Genomic DNA, 18082 nt, shown 5'->3' with positions numbered 1-18082 from the left:
GGCCCTGCCATGTCCGAACATGTACTCGTTACCGGCGGAACGGGATTTGTCGGCGGCTGGGCCGTCGCCGAACTCCTGCGCCGCGGCTACCGGGTTCGCGCCGCTGTCCGCGATCTCACCGGAGCGGACACAGTGCGCGCCGCGGTCGCGCCCGTCGCCGAATCCACCGAACGACTCGACTTCGTCCAACTCGACCTGCTCTCCGATACCGGATGGTCCGAGGCGATGGATGGGGTGGATTCGGTCATGCACATCGCGGCACAGATGGGTCTGACGGGTGACCAGGATGCGCGACGACTGATCGACGTCGCCCGCGGCGGCTCCCAGCGGGTCCTCGACGCGGCCACCCGAGCCGGGATCCGGCGCGTGGTGATGACCTCCGCGGCCAACGCGGCCAGCCATTCCTCCTACACCGTCGACGACATCAGCGACGAGACCCTGTGGACCGACCCCGACGATCCCGCGTTGATCCCCTACCGCCGAGCCAAGACCCTGGCCGAGAAATCGGCCTGGGAATTCGTCGAAACCACCTCCGGCGCACCGGAACTCACAACGGTGCTGCCCGGTGCGGTATTCGGCCCCGTACTCCGCGCCGAGACGGTCGGGTCGGTGTCGATCATCGCGCGAATGCTCGCGGGGCGGATGCCCTGGATTCCCCGGATCGGACTCGAGGTCGTGGACGTGCGCGACCTCGTCGACCTACACATCCGCGCACTGGAATCCCCCGCCGCCGCGGGCCAACGCTTCCTCGGCACCGGAGAATTCCTCTGGATGCGCGACATCGCACGCACACTGCGCGCCGATCTCGGAACCGACGCGGCGAAGGTCTCCACCCGACCCGCCCCGGACCTCCTGGTCCGCCTGGCCGCCCGCCGCGACACCGCGCTCGCCGAGCTGATCCCCGCCCTGGGCCGAAAGAACCGACACAGCACGGCGAAAGCGCACGAACTACTCGACTGGCGACCACGCCCGGCCCGCGAAACCGTCACCGACTGCGCACGAAGCCTTTTCGCGCACGCCATCGTCTGAACGCCGCCATCATACGGGTTCGGCCGCGTGATCATCGGACACGACGATTCCGCGATCCTCCGTCGAGCGAATCCGCGTACCGATCTGCCACGGAAGGTGATGTGACGGCGAGGCGTCGAGTGCGGCGTGAGCGTCACGCCGGCCGAGTTCTATTGACGCTTCGATGAATTCGTTGTCGAAGTACAGGTAGCTGAACAGGTCGCCGCGGCGCGGGCCGTCACCGCCCAGCACTCGACCCAGCATTCGCAACTCCGCCTGACGCAGTGCGGGCAGGATGCCGCCGCGTCGATGATGCCTTGCGGCGAATACCTTTTCGGCGAGATCACCCAGCGTCTTTCGTGCGGGTGGCGTGATGGGAAAGAACGGGATGACCTGTCGCGGCCGTCCGGTCGCGGTGGTGGATTCGGTGCCGTCGACCAGCATGTTGACTTTGTCGAGGGTGCGCATGTCTTCGATCATCCGGTCGACCAGCGCGGCGTCCATCAGCCGCACGACGACATCGTCCACGTCGATCGGCCGTTCGTCGGCGGGCGCCGATGTCGTGGCGTCGACCACCGGATGCGTCGCCACCATGGCGATCGCGTCGGTACCCAGCGCGATCGCGGGCTTGAGTGGCGCGTTCAGTCGTATACCACCGTCGAGATACCAGCCCGCTCGCCGCGGGTCACTCACATGCACGGGCGGGAACGCGATCGGAATCGCCGCCGACGCGAGCACATGTTCGGCGGTGATCTCGGCGGACACGTAGTCGATCGGCCGTTCGTCGTCGGTCTGCGGCAACGACGTGCGATCGGCGCGGTCGACGAAGACGACGGTGCGGTTGTCGGCACCGGAGGTCGCGACCACAGCGAGCGTCGTGATTCCCGAGTCGATATTGGCGCGCAACGACTTCCAGTCGACGACCCGTTCGGCGGTGCGGCGCAGCGGCGCGGTGTCCAGCAGGTGGGTCAGCTGCACACCGGGGATGTGCAGGAACTGCCCGGCGGCACTGCCCGCCAGCCGAGGCAGCCCGATACTCGGGGACCTGAACACGTCGGAGACGGTGATCCCACGCCACACCCGCAAGGCTCGGCGAGCCTGCTGCTCGGCAGGTAGGTGTGCCAGCGCCGCGAAGATCGTCGCATTGATGGCGCCCGCACTGGTGCCGACGAAGTCCACCACCTCCACACCCGCGCCGCGCAGCCGCGGCACCAACACGGACAAGACACCCGCCTCATAGCCACCGCGGGCTCCCGCGCCCGCCACGACGACGCTCACTCGGCGCGGCGCGGGTCCGGACCAGTACACCACTTCGCGAGTTCCTTGGTTCATCGCAGAATTCCTTCGTCGAGTAAGAGTGAATTCCCCCGCCGATGCTCGCCTGATCCGGGTCGCTCGAGCGGCACAGATGCCGGCGCCGCGTCTATATCAGTTGTGTGCTGTCGCGTCGTTTTCGAAACCGGGAATTCAAAAGTTGAATCTGTTATCGTTCCGCAACCGAATATGCTCCGGACATCGACATCCGCGATCGCATGCCGCCTACCTCGCTTCCGCGGTCGGCTCACACTGTCCGGTCGGACACGAGAAATCATAGGAAACCGCGACGCGACTGTTCGGCGGTTCACCGGAAGTTTCGGATATCGGAATCATTCGACGCTGCCTTCTCGCACAGCTTCCGCGCCGACCGCACGCTCGGCATTCTCGCGAAGCAGCCGAGCCGACGTCCCGCGCCCGGACGCATTCGACCGGTGTTCGCCGAGTTGTCGGTGATCGACGCTACGGTCGAGGTCGCGTCCATTGCCGGGGTGGTAATGATGTCGGTTGCGCCGATGACTTTCGGCAACATCCGTCGTCTATACCGCCGAATGCTTTCACAGACAGGAGTCCAGGCATGACGAGTCCGGTTCGGTACGGGACGACCGTACGGGCGAACGGGGTGGATATCGGTATCGAGAGCTTCGGCCGCGAGGATGATCCGCTCGTGCTGCTGGTGGGCGGCACGACGATGTTGTCCTGGCCCGACGGATTGTGCGAGCGGGTCGCGGCGGGCGGGCGGCGGGTGGTGCGTTACGACCTGCGTGACTCCGGTGCCTCGACGACGCTCGACCCCGAGAATCCAAGTTATGACCTGCGGGATCTCGCTGCCGATGCGGCGGCGCTGGTCGGGGTGCTCGGCGCCGAGACCGCGCATCTCGGTGGTGTGGGGGTCGGCGGGATGGTCGCTCAGGTCGCAGCTCTGGATCACTCGGATGCGTTCTGCGCGTTGACTCTCGTCGGCACCCGGCCGGTCGCGCCGGGGCCGGTGGACGAGGACCTGCCGGATCACGACCCCGCGGTGATGGGCGCGCTGTTCTCCCATCCGATGCCGGACTGGAGCGACCGGGCCGCGGTGGCGGCGTTCGCGGCGGCGGGAGCCGAGTTGCTGGGAGACGATCCGGAGCAGGCGCGGGCGAGTGCTGCCCGGATCTGGGATCGCACGCCGTCCCGCGATCCCGCTGTGCACCAGGCGAATCAGCTCGGGATGGTGTTCTCCCGGATCGACTGCGCCCCGCGATGGCGGGAGCGACTCGGTGAACTCGACGTGCCGACTCTCGTGGTGCACGGCCGCGCCGATCCGTTCTTCCCGGTCGGCAACGGCGAAGTCCTCGCCGCCGAAATTCGCGCGGCGCGACTGCTCGTCCTGGACGACATGGGTACGGCCCTGCCGGACACCGCGACGGACCGGGTCGCCGCCGCGGTGCTCGCGCTCTGACCGTTCGGCTCGATCCGGAAGGGCTGATCAGTGCTGTTCGTGTGCACGGAATCGGCCGGGCGACATACGGTGTGCTCGTTTGAAGGCGGCGGCGAATGCCACGTCGGACCGATACCCGACCTGGCGGGCGATGGCGGCGACGGTCAGGCGATCGTCACGAAGTAGGGTGCGTGCCTTCTGCATTCGCAGGGCTGTGATGTAGGTGATGGCGGGTTGGCCGACGCGGTCGGTGAATTTCGCCGCGAATGTCGCGCGGGACATGCCGGTCAGGTGCGCGAGTGTGTCGATCCGCCACGGGTGCGCCGGATCGTCGTGGATGGCGGCGAGCGCGCGGGCGAGCGCTGGATCGGCAAGGCCCGCAAGCCATCCCGGTTGGTCGGTGACGGCGCCGTGATGGCGCATGGCGCGGATGACGATGGCGTCGGAGAGGCGGGCCATGACCAGGTCGCTGCCTGCCGCTTGCTCGGCGACCTCGGCGGTCACGATATCGATGTAGGGGTGGAGCCAGGGTGGCACGGCGCCGCGCTCGCCGCGAACGTGGAGCACCGACGGGAGCCCCTGCAAGGCGGGGTGTTGCGGTTCGCCGACCGCGAAAGCGCCACACAGTATCGAGGTTTCGGCTCCGGAACCGCCGAAGTGGATCGACTTGTCCGGCAGGGCGGCGAGTTGCGCGGCGGAGGTGGGCCGCAGCGGTGGCGGGCCGATCGAGCACAGGGCGTGCGGGTCGGCTCGCGGCAGGATCGCCAGATCGCCCGCGCGCAGGCGGTGTCGGATGTCTCCGGTGAGGACGAGATCGCATTCCCCGTGCAGGACGATGTGGATTCCGCGCAGGCCGGACTGGGTGAAGGTGATTTCGAACGGCGCGCCCAGCCGCAGTCGGCGATATCCGGCGCTGTGGAATCGGATCTCGCTCAACACCCGGCTCAGGAGATCATCCACGCCGATCTCGGACGATCACTGTGATAGCCCAGACTTTCACATATGGATTGTCCGAGATCCGGGCCATACCGTCAATCGTGATCCCGGATTGTTCGGATATGCAAAGGAGTGGGGATGTGGAAGCAGGAATACGCTCGCGGCGGGAGCAGGCCGTGACCGTCCGATTGACGCGCATCGCGCAGGTCAAATTGCCGGTGACCGACCTCGCGCACAGCGTCCGCTGGTATTGCCGTCTGCTCGATCTGCGTCTGTGGACCGAATTCGCCGAAGACGGTGTCGTTCGGGGAGCCGGTCTGATCGATCCTTCGGGAACGTACAGCATCGCGCTGCGGGAGCGGTCGGTGTGTGCGGGCGCCCCGGATCTCGCCGGTTTCGACGTGATCGCATTCCGCCCCGAGGGCCGTCACACACTGGACGAGATAATGCGTCGATGCGAACAGATGGGCATCGCATGCGGCGACGTGGTCGAGACCGCCGCCGGACCGCGCATCGATGTGCCGGATCCCGATGGCACCGTGCTGCGCTTCTATTACTTCTCCGCCCCGACGGACACATTCTTCGGGGTCGAGTTCACCGATGGCGCGGAAACAGGTTCTTACACGACGCCGACCATCGACGCACGGTGGGCGCCTTCCACGACCGGTGCCCGAGGGGACGGCTCATGAGTCGGCGACACCGACGGCGGTGATCGAAATCCGTTGTCGCAGTGCCCTGACCACTGACAGGGTGACCGCCAGGATGCTCGAGGTGATGACGATCGGAAGGATCACGGCGCCGACCTGATCGGCGGCCACGGCGATCGGATTCGCGAAACCAATTCTATCGCAGGCCCATCCGAGAGCTGCGACGATCACCAGCAAGGCGCCGCCGACGCGGAGGAACGGCTGCGCTCGGGTCGTGGCCAGGACCAGCAGCGGCGGCAGGGCGAGCGCTACCAGCAGCAGTTGGACGGCCTCGATGCCGAGGTTGAATCCGAGGACGCTGAGCGCCAATTGCCCTGTGGACAGATTCAATTCGGCGAGGGTGAACGAGAACGCCATACCGTGCACGAGTCCGAACAGCCCGGCGACAAGAGCTTCGCGCCCGGGGAACAGCGGCCGGATGGCGTGCGCTCCACCGATCAGAATCGTCACGGCGATGAGTGTTTCGATCGGGCGCGCGGGTAGCTCCACCCGACTCAGCGCGCTGACCACCAGCGCGACGGAATGCCCGACGGTGAAAGCAATGGTGACCGCGAGGATGTGGCGCACGGCCCGCCGTCCGCGATTGTCGGGATGCCATCGGCCGGATCGGGCGATCAACACGGCGGGCAGGAGCAGGGTGAACAGGAACAGCAGGTGGTCGGCGCCCTCGAGAATGTGGTGGCCGCCGAGTTCGACCATCGCGAGGAATCCCCGCCACGCGCCGCCTTCGGTCAGGTCGACCAGCAAGGATGGCACGGTCATCGAATCGGCGTCCATGCGGATGACGCCGACCTGCTTCGCCTCGTCGGCGCCGACCCGCCCGGCGCGCCAGTCCTGCCGGACCGACACGATGGCGATGTGCGTGGCGACCTCGCGGACCACGGCGTCGTAACCCAGGACGAATCGACGCATGTCGACGTTCGCGGGTGGGGTCAGCACCGCGGGCACGACGAGTTCCTTGTACGAGCCGGTGGCCGCTCGGTTCGTGTAGTCCAGGCGCGGATCATCGATGTGGACGGTCCACGGGACGCCGTCGGGCGTGGCGGGGCGGAGATGGTCGCGCATGTAATTCGTTATCGCGACGGAGTTTTCGGACGACAGCCGCGGACGCAGGTCGACGTCGATACCGCTCGCCTCCGCGAAATCGGCGGCGGGAATCGAGAATTCGGCGGCGATCACCGTTTCACCCACGTCGAGCACGACCGAGGTGGCTCGCATCGGATGCGCGGGGGCGGCGATCGGGTTGTGCAGCAACACGATGAGCGCACAACCCAGCGCGACTATTACTCTTCGCAGCATTCGTGTCACGAGGCAATGATGGGGGTTCCCCGGGTGGCTCCGAATCGGTCGATCTACCTATTCGCGCGGTTTCGGGACGGTCGGGACTTCGAGTTCTCGCGGGTGGCTCACCTCACCTACGGCCACCCGTTTCACGGGCGGTGGTCGATCACGCTCGGGAGACGGGGCCCACAGCGGTCGGGAGAGTTGGCAGGCCGACCACGCGCCCACGGCGTTCAAGAGCACGTCGTCCACGGAGGTGTGTCGGCCGATGGCGAGGGCGAATTGCGCGGTCTCCACCGCGATCGATGCCGCCGCTCCCGTCAGCAGGATGCGGTGCGAGTGAGCGAACCACGGGTGGCGGACCGGCAGCAGGAACCCCAGAGCGGCGAAAACCAGGAGGTTGCCACCTAGTTGCTCAACTGTCCGATTTTCTGCGAGCACTTCGGTCAGATCGCGCAGTGGGACGAGGTTCAGCGAACGACCGGTCCCGGTCGGGGTGAGAATCATCCAAAGCCACGGCGCGGTGCCGACGACGATCCCGACCTCGCACAGCGCCGGGCGCCATCCGCGTCGCCGACCCAGCCACCAAGCCGCGAGCGCGGCGACCGGCAGCACGGCCACAGCGGCGATCACCACCGCACCCCACGTCTCCCATGTTCTCTCCACGCCGCAAGTGTCACCCGAATCAGCCGCGTCCACGGCGGGCTCCGAGAACCGTCCACACGATCTCCACCGTATCCGCGCGGGACAACGAGCGAATCAGCGGCGTTCCAGATTTGCCGATCGCAAGCTATCACCGAATTCGGCTAGCGATTCGCGCGCGAAAATCCCGCTGACCACTTAAGGGACACGGCAGAATACCGCCCATGCGCAAATTTGCCAGATTGTTGCAGACTGTTGTGCTCGGAGCGCTGATCGCGGTCGCCGGCCACGGTCTCGCGGCCGCTCCCGCCGCGAGCGACACCCATCTTCCGCTGCCGTGGGTGACTCGCGGTCCGGAAGGAGTGCACGCGTCGGGGGCGGCGCTGGCGGATGGGCTCACCGGCACGGTGCTGTGGTCGCGAGAGTTGAACACCTCGCTGCCGATCGCCAGCATCACCAAGGTGATGACCGCGCTGGTCGTGATCAACTCGGGCGCACTCGACCGGGCCGTCACCGTGCCGGGCGAGGTGGTCGGCTACTGCGCCGAGCACGACGGGAGCACTGCGGGCCTTGTTCCCGGCGAGGTGCTCACCGGGCGGCAACTCCTGTACGCGCTGCTGCTTCCGTCGGGTTGCGATGCCGCCTACGCTCTCGCCGAGGCGTACGGGCCGGGACAAGGCGGGTTCATCGCCGCCATGAACGAGACAGCGCGCCGAATGGGTTTGGGCGGAACGAATTTCACCGACCCGAGCGGGTTGCCCAACCCCACCGACCACTCCACGTACTCCACCCCCGCGGATCTGGTCACTCTCGGTCTGCGCGCGATGAGCTTGCCGGTGTTCCGCGAGATCGTCGGGTCGCGCAGCTACGGCGTGCCCGCGGGTCCCGGCAACCGCGCGCACCTCTGGGAGACCACCAACGGCATGCTCGGCGACTATCCCGGCGCCGTCGGGATCAAGACGGGCAATACCGACGCCGCCGGAACCTGCCTGCTGTTCGAGACGGTCAGGGCCGGAATTCCGATGATCGGGGTGGTTCTGCACAGTTCGGACTACAGCGCCGATGTCGCCCAGGCCGATGCCGAGCGCATGTTGAACTGGGCCTACAACCCGATCCTGACGGCGTTGCCGATCGGATAGTGCTCGATCGACCGAGGGCCGTTGGCAGTTGGGGCCAGGTGTGCGCACGCGCGCCGCGTTCGCCGTGCGCGTGACCGCGGCGACCGGTTTCGACCGAGACAACGCAGGCGCGTCGACCACATTCATCACCATCGGTCCGGTCACCTCCACCTCATGAAGCGGCACGATCTCTCAACTCGTCACAGAAACCGGGCCCGGTCTGCTTTCCGATACCGATGCCAGGTGAACCTCACCGCTCCGATGATTCCCACGATGCGCCTCCGAAATGGGTACCAGGAATCAGTCGGATCGTGGGCTTCATTCCGGATACATTCAACGGGAAACCTCCACTACGTGATCGAGGGATACGTTCGCGTCACGAGATCATCTACTGGCCAACGGCATTCGCGCTCCGCCACGACCGGTACGCGGTGCCGACAGGATTCGATCTCCGCGATGTATAGAACCGCTCGATCGGTTTCGACCGTGGAATGGAGTAGTGCGCTACGCGTGCTGTCGGAACCTGACGAGCGACAGAATGATCACTGCGAAAGTTATCGGCGAATCAACGGTCGGAGTAAACCATGTGGTCTCATGATCGACACCACTGCATCACACCTCCACATCTGCTGGAGAAACTACTGGAATCCGATGACGCGGCGGTCCGCGAAGCGGCTCTGAACACTCTGCTGGCGAGTTCGGAATTGCGGGGTGGACGCGAAGGAATGCCGTCGCTCGCGGGCATGGCCGCATCGGCCGGTGGTCGGCGGACCATCTTCGACGCCAGGCACGAGGCGTCGCTTTCGTCGGCCGTATTGGCCAGGAGCGAGACATCGGAACCGTCGCAGGACGGATCGGTCGACCGGGCATTCGACGGTTTCGGGCTGACACGGCGCTTCTACGCCGAAGTCTTCGGCCGTGACTCGATCGACGGATTCGGTATGCGCCTGGACGGCTACGTGCACTACGGGCGAGCGTTCAACAACGCTTTCTGGGATGGCCGAAGGATGGTGTTCGGCGACGGTGACGGCATTATTTTCAGCGACCTCACCGGAGCACAGGACGTCATCACCCACGAACTCACCCACGGAGTCACCGAGACGACCGCCGGTCTGGTCTATCACAAGCAGTCCGGGGCGTTGAACGAGTCGATTTCGGATGTCTTCGGTTCCTTGGTCAAACAATTCTCACGCGACGAGACCGCCGCGGAAGCCGACTGGCTGATCGGCGCCGAGGTGTTCACCCCGCGCTTCGCCGGGGACGCGTTGAGATCGTTGAAGGCGCCGGGACAGGCCTACAACAACCCCGACATGGGCCGGGATCGCCAACCCGCGCACATGAAGGATTTCGTGGTGCTGCCGGACACCCCGAGGGGGGACAACGGCGGCGTACACCTCAATTCGGGCATCCCGAACAAGGCGTTCTACCTCACCGCCGTCGGGATCGGCGGACACGCGTGGAAGGCGCCGGGGCAGATCTGGTACGAAGCGTTGAAAGCCTCGACGCGGACCACCGAATTCCAGGAGTTCGCCGAGACGACCTCGGTCAAAGCGGCGCAGCTCTTCGGTGTCGGCAGCACCGAGCAGCAGGCGGTCGACGACGCCTGGGCACAGGTCGGCATTCGGGTGGCGAGCATCGGGGCGAGCGCCGACGATCTGGTTTCGGCGTCGACGGTGTCACTCGACACGATCGGCGAGACGCTCGAGCGGCTGTCCGCCGAGGTGAAAGCACTGACCGCGGCGGTGCAGGAGTCGCAATAGCGCCGAACCGGCCACGGTCCGGGCCCGAGCGCGATTCAAGGGGATACTTCCAGCACAACGACTGTACTGGAGCGTGATTCATGAGAATTTCCCTCGACACCTACGGCGGACTGACCGGCGGTTTCGGCAACCCCTCGGTGGTCGTCGTGACCGACCGGCTCGACGGGCACGCCCGCGCCGAGCTGGACCGGCTGATCCGTGCGGCGGTGGCGACGCGTCACCGACCCGCACCGGAAGCGGATTCCGACCGGAGTCGTGACGCGCAGACATACGAGATAACCATCGATGCCGCCGATGCCGAAACCGTCGTGCTGTCGGCTGTCGACGGAAATGTCTCCGAGGAGTTCGCGCGGTTGCGTGATTGGCTGCGAGACCATTCCGATGAATCAGAACTGAACGGAGACAAAAGATGACAATACCCCACCCCATCGCGGCCGACGGCGATCCGACCGAAGACCCGACGCAAGCCGAAAGGACGTTTACTCGTTCACCCGCTCTGGCCGACTTCGACGGCGCGGGCGGGGAAGACAGGGTGCCCGAGAGCCTGCCCTCGGCGGCGCCTGACGACAACTCGCAGCGACCGAACTGATCGCGGCACGAAAAAGGACGGCATCATGCCTCTGGAATTCCACAACGCCTACCGAAACACGCTCTGGATCGCTTTGGTCTACGGCGACAAGGGCTGCGGACCGACACGATTCCGAAAGAAGGGCTGGTGGTCGGTCGCGCCCGGCCAGACCCGCAGCCTCTGGGATGTGAACCTGCAGCGCGTCAACAGGTTCGCGTCCTTCTACGCCCAGGAGTTCAAGAATTCCGGGGGCGCGACCTGGGACGGCACCGGCAACCACTGGCATCGGATCCGCGACGTCGCATTCGATCAGTGCTACGACGACAACACCAACTGCAACCAGCAACCCAACTTCATCGGACTCGATTTCCAGCAGGCCGACAACGGCCATCACCCCTTCTTCGGTCTGACGGTGACGCTCGGCCCGGCGCCCGGCCAGATCAGAACGATCGGTTCGGTCCTCATCGATCACGGGATCACAGCGCGGGCGGATCTGGATCCGGTCGAGAAATAGAACGTGTTCCTATAGTGTCGGGACTGTGCAGAAGGAACAACGCCCCGCGATATCGGGCTGGTTCACCGCCGACGACGGCGCACCGCGCCTGGTGGGAACCCGCTGCGAGGTCTGCGGCACACCGTATTTCCCGCAGAACACGCTCGCCTGCCGGAACCCGGGGTGCGCGAGTTCGAAGGACGGCTCCGAACTGGTCGAGTACCTGTTCTCGACACGAGGCCGGATCTGGTCGTACGCGGACGCCCGATACAAACCGCCGCCGCCCTACGTCTCCCCCGACCCCTTCGAGCCCTACGTCGTCGCGGCGGTGGAACTCGAGGTCGAGCAGATGGTGATCCTCGGGCAGGTCGTGCGCGGCCTGACCGTGGACGACCTGGCCGTCGGGATGCCGGTCGAACTCACCGTCGGCGTGCTGTACACCGACGAGGAAGCCGAGCACACGGTGTGGATGTGGAGGCCGGTCGATGACCGAGAATGATCGCGATATCGCCGTCCTCGGCGCGGGCATGCACGAGTGGGGCAAATGGGGGCGCAACTTCGTCGAATACGGGCTGGTCGCGGCTCGTGCGGCGCTGGCCGACGCCGGGGTCGACCACCGCGACGTCGGCTATATCGCGGGTGCGGACACGATTCGCAACGGATACCCGGGGTTCGTCTCCGGCGCGACCTTCGCCCAGGCCCTCGGGTGGTCGGGGGCGCGGATCTCGAGCAGTTACGCCGCGTGCGCGTCCGGTGCGCAGGCCATCGCCAACGCGCGCGCCCAGATCCTGGCCGGTCTGACGGATGTGGCGCTGGTGGTCGGCGCGGACGCCACGCCAAAGGGCTTCTTCCAGCCGGTCGGCGGTGAACGTCGCGACGACCCGGACTGGTTGCGTTTCCACCTGCTCGGCGCCACCAACCCCATCTACTTCGCGCTCTACGCCCGCCGCCGGATGGCGCTGCACGGCGCGACGCTCGAGGATTTCGCCGCCGTCAAGGTGAAGAACGCCAAGCACGGCCTGCACAACCCGTACGCCCGCTACCGCAAAGAGGTGTCGGCCGAGGAGGTCGCGGCCTCGGCGATCGTCTCCGACCCGCTGCGGCTGCTCGACATCTGCGCGACCAGCGACGGCGGCGCGGCCCTCGTCCTGACCTCGATGGAGTACGCCCGCCGCCACGGCAACCCGACGCCGGTCCGCATCCGCGCGCTGTCGACGGTCACGCCGACCTTCCCGAAAACCGTGCTCGACCTGCCGGATTTCGCGACCGACTCGGCATCGGCCGTAGAACCGCCGCCGCACACCTTCCGCTCCGCCATCGCGCACGCCGCGTACGAGGAAGCCGGACTCGGTCCGTCCGAACTGTCCTTCGCCGAGGTCTATGACCTGTCCACTGCCCTGGAACTGGACTGGTACGAGGACATCGGGCTCTGCGAGACGGGCGGCGCGGAGGAACTGCTGCGCAGCGGCGCGACCACGCTCGGCGGGCGCATTCCCGTGAATCCCAGCGGCGGTCTGGCCTGCTTCGGCGAGGCGATTCCCGCGCAGGCCATCGCCCAGATCTGCGAACTCACCTGGCAGTTGCGCGGTCGAGCCGACGGCCGTCAGGTGCAGAACGCGCGCGCGGGCATCGCCGTGAACCAGGGGTTGTTCGGCCACGGCTCGGCCATCATCGCCACCAACTGACCCGACGGCACTGTCTCGCGATCCGAAAATGATTGCGGGACAGTGCTGTCGGTGTTCGAGTCGAGTCGAGCCGCGCGCGCATGCGCCTGCCGGATCGGTCCGAACGTGATCAGGTGGGGTGCGACAAGCGATGGCGGCGGGCCGCGACGGTTACGGGCCGTGTTCTCCGAGCACGGGCGGGGGTGTGTAGGTGGGGGTGTAGCCCTGGACCCGGATCGGGCTTCCGACCAGGCGGTACTCCCCCGCGTGCACGATCGCTTCGGGGCTGGCCTCGAGGGCGGTCGGTAGGTCGCGGACGGCGGCGGCGGGAATTCCCAAGGGGCGCAGGCGGGATTCCCAGCCTGCGGCGGTGTCGGTGGACAGGGCCGCGGTGACCACCTCGAGGACTTCGGGGCGGCGGGCGGCGCGGTCGGCCATGCGTTCGAAGCCGTCGATGCCCGCTTCGGCGGCGAAGGTCTTCCAGAAGCCGTCGTGGGTGACGAACAGGGCGAGGTGGCCTTCGGCGGTCGGGAAGATCTGGGCGGGAACGTAATAGGAGTGGGCGCCGTGGGGGCGGCGTTGCGGGATCACGCCGCTGTTGAGGTAGGCGGAGGCGTGGTAGTTGAGCTGGGAGAGCATGACTTCGTAGAGCGAGACGTCGATCTGCCCGCCGCGGCCGGACAGGATCTGGGAGACCAGGCCGAGTGCGGCGGTGAGGCCGGTGGAGTTGTCGGCCGACGAGTAGCCGGGCAGGGTTGGCGGTCCTTCGGGATCGCCGGTGAGCGCGGCGATCCCGGCGGCGGCCTGGATCACGTAGTCGAAGGCCGGATCGTCGCCGCCGTGCAGGCCGTAGCCGGTGATCGCGACGCAGACGATGCGCTCGTTGTATGCACGCAGCGCGTCGTAGGTGAGCCCGAGTCGCTCGATCGCCGACGGTTTCAGGTTCACCAGCAGCGCATGGGAATCGGCGACGAGTTCGCCGAGGCGAGCGCGACCCGCATCGCTGCCCAGTTCGATGCGGATGCTGCGCTTGCCACGGTTCAGGCTCGCGAAATAGTTGTCGCTCACCTGTCTGGAGATGTCGCCGCCGGTCGGTTCCAGTTTGGTGACCTCGGCGCCGAGATCGGCCAGCATCATGGTGGCGTACGGTCCCGCCAGCATGGTGCCGACCTCGAGTACGCGGATCCCGGCGAGCGGGCCCGCGGACGTCGAACTCACCGCAGGTCACCGGCGATGGCCGCGATCATCTCCCTGGTGCGCTGTTTGGAGGCGACCAGTTCGTCCCTGGTGTCGCCGATCGGCAGCAGGCGAACGGAGATATCGGTCGCGCCCGCTTCGGCGTAACGGCGCAGGCCCGCCGCGATCTGCTCCTCGGAGCCCGCGACGCACAGGTCGCCGATATCGCGCGCGCTGCCTTTCTCCAGCAGCCGTTGGTAATTCGGCGATACCTCGGCCTCGCCGAGGATCCGGTTGGCGCGCGCACGAGCCTCGTCGACCCGGTCTGCGGGACACAGGCACACCGGGAGCCCGGCGACCACGCGCGGGGCGGGGCGGCCCGCGTCGGCGGCGGCCTTGGTGATCTTGGGGACCACATGGTCGGAGATGGCGCGCTCGTCGGCCATCCACAGCACGGTGCCGTCGGTGAGTTCGCCCGCGATGCGCAGCATGACCGGGCCGAGCGCGGCGATCAGCACCGGGACGGGCGCCACGGGGCCGAGGTCGAGCGGGTTGTGCACGGTGAAGCTGTCGTTCTCGACGTCCACCGAGCCGGTGCCCGCGAGTCCGGCGTTCAGCACCTCGAGGTAGTCGCGGCTGTAGGCGGCGGGTTTGTCGTAGGGCAGGCCGAGCATGTCGCTGACGATCCAGTGGTGCGATGGCCCGACGCCGAGCGCGAGCCGCCCGCCCGCCGCGGCGTGCGCCGAAAGCGCTTGGCGGGCAAGAGCGATCGGGTGCTGAGCCTGCAACGGCACCACGGCGGTGCCCAATTCGATACGCGAGGTCTTCAAGCCCATCGCGGCGATGGTGATGAGAGCGTCGAAGTCGGTGGGGATCTGCGGAATCCACGCGGTGTCCATGCCCGCGGATTCGGCCCACTCGATATCGCGCAGCATCCGTTCGAGCTTGCGCCCGGAATCACCCTTCTCGGGTCCGATCATCACGCCGATGCGCACCATGTCTGCCTGCTTTCTCGGGGGTCTACGACGCCGTCACGGCGCGGGTGTGCCGGTCAGGGCGCGGATCTCGGTGACGAGGGTCTCCAGCGGAGTGCTCGTCGGAAAGACCGCGGCCGCACCGGCTTCCAGTAGTTTCGGCACGTCGGCCTGCGGGATGGTGCCGCCGACGACCACGGCGATGTCGCCCGCGTCGGCCGCGCGCAGCGCCGTGACGACGCGGGTGGTCAGCGCGAGGTGCGCGCCGGACAGGATGCTCAGGCCGACCACGGCCACGTCCTCCTGCAGCGCGATCGAGACGATGTCCTCGACGCGCTGGCGGATTCCGGTGTAGATGACCTCGAATCCGGCGTCGCGCAGGGTGCGGGCGACGATCTTGGCGCCGCGGTCGTGTCCGTCCAGCCCCGGTTTGGCGACCAGCACGCGGGCGGGCATCAGAACACCACCGGCTGCTGGAATTCGCCCCACACCGACTTCAGCGCGGCGGTCATCTCCCCCACCGTGCAGTAGGCGTTGGCGCAATCGATCAGGCGATGCATGAGGTTGTCGTCTCCTTCCGCGCCGCGCGCGAGGGCGGCCAGGGTGTCGCGCACCGCCGCGGGGTCGCGTTCGGCTTTGACCTTGGCCAGTCGTTCGAGCTGGCGTTCGCGGCCCTGCGCGTCGAGTTCGTAGGTGCCGATATCGGGTGCGGGCTCCTCGGAGACGAACCGGTTGACCCCGACCACGGGCCGCTCGCCGGATTCCACGGCCTGGTGCAGCGAGTACGCCTCATCGGCGATGAGGCCCTGCAGATAGCCGTCCTCGATGCAGCGCACCATGCCGCCGTGCTCGTCGAGGTCGCGCATGATCTCGATGATCTTGTCCTCGGTGGCGTCGGTGAGGGCTTCGACGAAGTAGGAGCCGCCGAGCGGGTCGGCGACCCTGGTGACGCCGGTCTCGTAGGCGAGCACCTGCTGGGTGCGCAGCGCCAGGGTGGTCGACTCCTCGCTGGGCAGGGCGAAGGGTTCGTCCCAGGCCGCGGTGAACATCGACTGCACGCCGCCGAGTACCGAGGCCAGTGCCTCGTAGGCGACGCGGACCGTGTTGTTCTGGGCCTGCGGGGCATAGAGAGAGGCGCCGCCCGCGACGCAGCCGAAGCGGAACATCGACGCCTTGTCGGTGCTCGCGCCGTAGCGTTCGCGCACCAGGGTGGCCCAGCGGCGGCGGCCTGCGCGGTATTTGGCGATCTCCTCGAAGAAGTCGCCGTGGGTGTAGAAGAAGAACGAGATCTGCGGCGCGAACTGGTCGATGGTCATGCGGCCGCGTTCGACGACGGTGTCACAGTAGGTGACGCCGTCGGCGAGGGTGAAGGCCATCTCCTGCACGGCGGTGGCGCCCGCGTCGCGGAAGTGCGCGCCCGCCACCGAGATCGCGTTGAAGCGCGGCACTTCGGCGGCGCAGAACTCGATGGTGTCGGCGATCAGGCGCAGCGAGGGTTCCGGCGGCCAGATCCAGGTGCCGCGCGAGGCGTATTCCTTGAGGATGTCGTTCTGGATGGTGCCGGTGAGTTTCGCGCGCGGCACGCCCTTCTTCTCCGCGGCCGCCACGTAGAGGGCAAGCAGGATCGCGGCGGTGCCGTTGATGGTGAAACTCGTGCTGATCGTGTCCAGCGCGATGCCGTCGAACAGGATCTCGGCGTCGGCGAGGGTGTCCACCGCGACGCCGACGCGGCCGACCTCCTCGCTGACCTCGGGATCGTCGGAGTCGTAACCGCACTGGGTCGGCAGATCGAGGGCAACCGAGAGTCCGGTGCCGCCCTGTTCGAGCAGGTAGCGGTAGCGCCGGTTGGATTCCTCGGCGGTGCCGAAGCCGGAGTACTGCCGGAAGGTCCACAGCCGACCGCGGTACCCGGTCGCGAAGTTGCCACGGGTGAAGGGATACTCGCCCGGCGCGGGCGGGTCCGCACGCCGATCGGCCGGTCCGTAGATCGGCTCGAGCGGGATTCCCGACGAGGTCTGCACTTGGTTGTTCATCGTTGAGTACGATACTTTCGAAAAAAGAGAATGCCAATACCGATTACGGAAACGAGCGCGTCGCAGGCTCGCGGGGATCGAGGAGAACGATGTCGGAGCAGAACCGAGCACTGGCCGATCGCACCCTTGTGGTGTCAGGCGCCAGCCGCGGCATCGGATTGGCGATCGCGCTCGCGGCCGCCGAACAGGGCGCGAACGTGGTGCTGCTGGCCAAGACGGCGCAACCGCATCCGCGGCTGCCGGGCACCGTGCACACGGCCGCGGCCGAAGTGGAGGCCGCGGGCGGAAAGGCAGCGGCCGTGGTCGGCGACGTCCGCGAGGAAGCCGACGTGGCGCGCCTGGTGGAGACCGCGGTGGAACGCTTCGGCGGCGTCGACCTGGTGGTGAACAATGCCAGCGCCATCGCCGTCGAGCCGACCGAACAGCTCTCGGCCAAGAAGTTCGACCTCATGCAGGACATCAACATCCGCGGCACCTTCCTGCTCACCAAAGCATGCCTGCCGCACTTGCGCGAATCGGCCAATCCGCACGTGGTGACCATCGCGCCGCCGGTGAACATGAACCCGCGCTGGCTCGGCGCGCACCCGGCCTACACGCTGTCCAAATACGGCATGACGTTGCTCTCGCAGGGCTGGGCGGCCGAATACGCCGAAGCCGGAATCGGATTCACCTGCCTGTGGCCGCAGACCTACATCGCCACCTCGGCGGTGGCCAACCTCGCCGACGGCGACGAACAGCTCGCCGCCGCGCGCAGCCCGCGGATCATGGCCGACGCGGCCGTGGCGATCATGTCGCAGCCCGCGCGCGAGGTCACCGGCACCTGCTTCCTCGACGTGGACGCGGTGTCGCGGTACGCGGGCATCGATGACCTGTCGCGCTACGGCGGCGGCGACAACCCGACCTTGGACCTGTTCCTGGACTGACACCGGGTGTCGGGCGGCGGTGGGCGATCCACCGTCGCCCACGCGCGCGCGAGCCGCCGCGCCACCGG

General features: G+C 67.2%; 19 protein-coding genes. 11 read left to right on the top strand and 8 right to left on the bottom strand.

All coding sequences use genetic code 11. From position 1 onward, the window contains the following. Positions 1–9 precede the first annotated feature (9 nt). Positions 10–1029: an NAD-dependent epimerase/dehydratase family protein gene (locus tag IT779_RS30915; RefSeq protein WP_196153003.1), complete on the top strand. Its 1020-nt coding sequence runs from the start codon at positions 10–12 to the stop codon at positions 1027–1029. A gap of 9 nt (positions 1030–1038) precedes the next feature. Here the strand turns inward: IT779_RS30915 and IT779_RS30910 are convergent, their stop codons facing one another. Next, entirely contained in the window at positions 1039–2340 is a 1302-nt protein-coding gene (locus IT779_RS30910) for a patatin-like phospholipase family protein (RefSeq protein ID WP_196153002.1), read from the bottom strand. 559 nt (positions 2341–2899) lie between these two features. On the opposite strand from IT779_RS30910, the gene IT779_RS30905 reads away from it, so the two are divergent. Continuing rightward, positions 2900–3760, top strand: a complete 861-nt coding sequence (locus IT779_RS30905; RefSeq protein WP_196153001.1) for an alpha/beta fold hydrolase — start codon at positions 2900–2902, stop codon at positions 3758–3760. A gap of 27 nt (positions 3761–3787) precedes the next feature. Here the strand turns inward: IT779_RS30905 and IT779_RS30900 are convergent, their stop codons facing one another. Next, positions 3788–4699, bottom strand: a complete 912-nt coding sequence (locus IT779_RS30900) for an AraC family transcriptional regulator (RefSeq protein ID WP_198429138.1) — start codon at positions 4697–4699, stop codon at positions 3788–3790. 116 nt (positions 4700–4815) lie between these two features. Here IT779_RS30900 and IT779_RS30895 point away from each other — a divergent pair, with 116 nt between their 5' ends. Then, complete coding sequence (locus tag IT779_RS30895) at positions 4816–5364, top strand: VOC family protein (protein ID WP_198429137.1); 549 nt, start codon at positions 4816–4818, stop codon at positions 5362–5364. Here IT779_RS30895 and IT779_RS30890 read toward each other — a convergent pair. Beyond that, the gene (locus tag IT779_RS30890) at positions 5359–6681 is read right to left on the bottom strand and encodes a HupE/UreJ family protein (RefSeq protein WP_232542286.1); all 1323 of its coding nucleotides are present in this window, start codon (positions 6679–6681) and stop codon (positions 5359–5361) included. The two genes, IT779_RS30895 and IT779_RS30890, sit on opposite strands and share 6 nt — an antisense overlap. A 57-nt stretch (positions 6682–6738) precedes the next feature. Continuing rightward, positions 6739–7329, bottom strand: coding sequence for a VanZ family protein (locus tag IT779_RS30885; protein WP_196152998.1), 591 nt, complete (start codon positions 7327–7329; stop codon positions 6739–6741). 200 nt (positions 7330–7529) lie between these two features. Between IT779_RS30885 and IT779_RS30880 the strand changes: the two genes are divergently transcribed. The 7 genes from IT779_RS30880 (at position 7530) to IT779_RS30850 (ending at position 12929) form a co-directional block, all read left to right on the top strand. Beyond that, positions 7530–8444, top strand: coding sequence for a D-alanyl-D-alanine carboxypeptidase family protein (locus IT779_RS30880; RefSeq protein ID WP_196152997.1), 915 nt, complete (start codon positions 7530–7532; stop codon positions 8442–8444). Between the two features lie 563 nt (positions 8445–9007). Next, positions 9008–10183: a M4 family metallopeptidase gene (locus IT779_RS30875; protein ID WP_196152996.1), complete on the top strand. Its 1176-nt coding sequence runs from the start codon at positions 9008–9010 to the stop codon at positions 10181–10183. Between the two features lie 80 nt (positions 10184–10263). Then, a complete protein-coding gene (locus IT779_RS30870) occupies positions 10264–10596 on the top strand; it encodes a protealysin inhibitor emfourin (protein ID WP_196152995.1) in 333 nt (110 codons plus the stop codon). Next, a complete protein-coding gene (locus IT779_RS30865) occupies positions 10593–10772 on the top strand; it encodes a hypothetical protein (RefSeq protein ID WP_196152994.1) in 180 nt (59 codons plus the stop codon). Before IT779_RS30870 ends, IT779_RS30865 begins: the two co-directional genes overlap by 4 nt. 25 nt (positions 10773–10797) lie before the next feature. Continuing rightward, positions 10798–11265, top strand: coding sequence for a DUF1036 domain-containing protein (locus tag IT779_RS30860; RefSeq protein ID WP_196152993.1), 468 nt, complete (start codon positions 10798–10800; stop codon positions 11263–11265). A 25-nt stretch (positions 11266–11290) separates the two neighbouring features. Then, entirely contained in the window at positions 11291–11743 is a 453-nt protein-coding gene (locus IT779_RS30855; protein ID WP_408637810.1) for a Zn-ribbon domain-containing OB-fold protein, read from the top strand. Further along, on the top strand, positions 11730–12929 hold the full coding sequence (locus IT779_RS30850) for a lipid-transfer protein (protein ID WP_196152992.1): 1200 nt from the start codon (positions 11730–11732) through the stop codon (positions 12927–12929). The genes IT779_RS30855 and IT779_RS30850 overlap by 14 nt, the downstream gene beginning before the upstream one ends. A 150-nt stretch (positions 12930–13079) precedes the next feature. Here IT779_RS30850 and IT779_RS30845 read toward each other — a convergent pair whose 3' ends face one another. From IT779_RS30845 to IT779_RS30830, 4 genes are read right to left on the bottom strand one after another with little or no spacing between them, the layout of a single operon-like run. Next, positions 13080–14126, bottom strand: coding sequence for a CaiB/BaiF CoA transferase family protein (locus IT779_RS30845; protein ID WP_196152991.1), 1047 nt, complete (start codon positions 14124–14126; stop codon positions 13080–13082). After that, positions 14123–15079: an LLM class F420-dependent oxidoreductase gene (locus tag IT779_RS30840; RefSeq protein WP_332839054.1), complete on the bottom strand. Its 957-nt coding sequence runs from the start codon at positions 15077–15079 to the stop codon at positions 14123–14125. Before IT779_RS30840 ends, IT779_RS30845 begins: the two co-directional genes overlap by 4 nt. 36 nt (positions 15080–15115) lie before the next feature. Continuing rightward, complete coding sequence (locus IT779_RS30835; protein ID WP_196152990.1) at positions 15116–15514, bottom strand: cobalamin B12-binding domain-containing protein; 399 nt, start codon at positions 15512–15514, stop codon at positions 15116–15118. Next, on the bottom strand, positions 15514–17091 hold the full coding sequence (locus IT779_RS30830; protein ID WP_196152989.1) for a methylmalonyl-CoA mutase family protein: 1578 nt from the start codon (positions 17089–17091) through the stop codon (positions 15514–15516). The genes IT779_RS30835 and IT779_RS30830 overlap by 1 nt, the downstream gene beginning before the upstream one ends. Before the next feature lie 89 nt (positions 17092–17180). Here IT779_RS30830 and IT779_RS30825 point away from each other — a divergent pair, with 89 nt between their 5' ends. Next, entirely contained in the window at positions 17181–18014 is an 834-nt protein-coding gene (locus tag IT779_RS30825; RefSeq protein WP_196152988.1) for an SDR family oxidoreductase, read from the top strand. Positions 18015–18082: the final 68 nt, after the last annotated feature.

Origin of the sequence: Nocardia bovistercoris (assembly GCF_015674855.1) — a bacterium.
GTDB classification, from domain to species: domain Bacteria; phylum Actinomycetota; class Actinomycetes; order Mycobacteriales; family Mycobacteriaceae; genus Nocardia; species Nocardia bovistercoris.
This window is presented reverse-complemented; position numbering and strand designations above follow the sequence as displayed.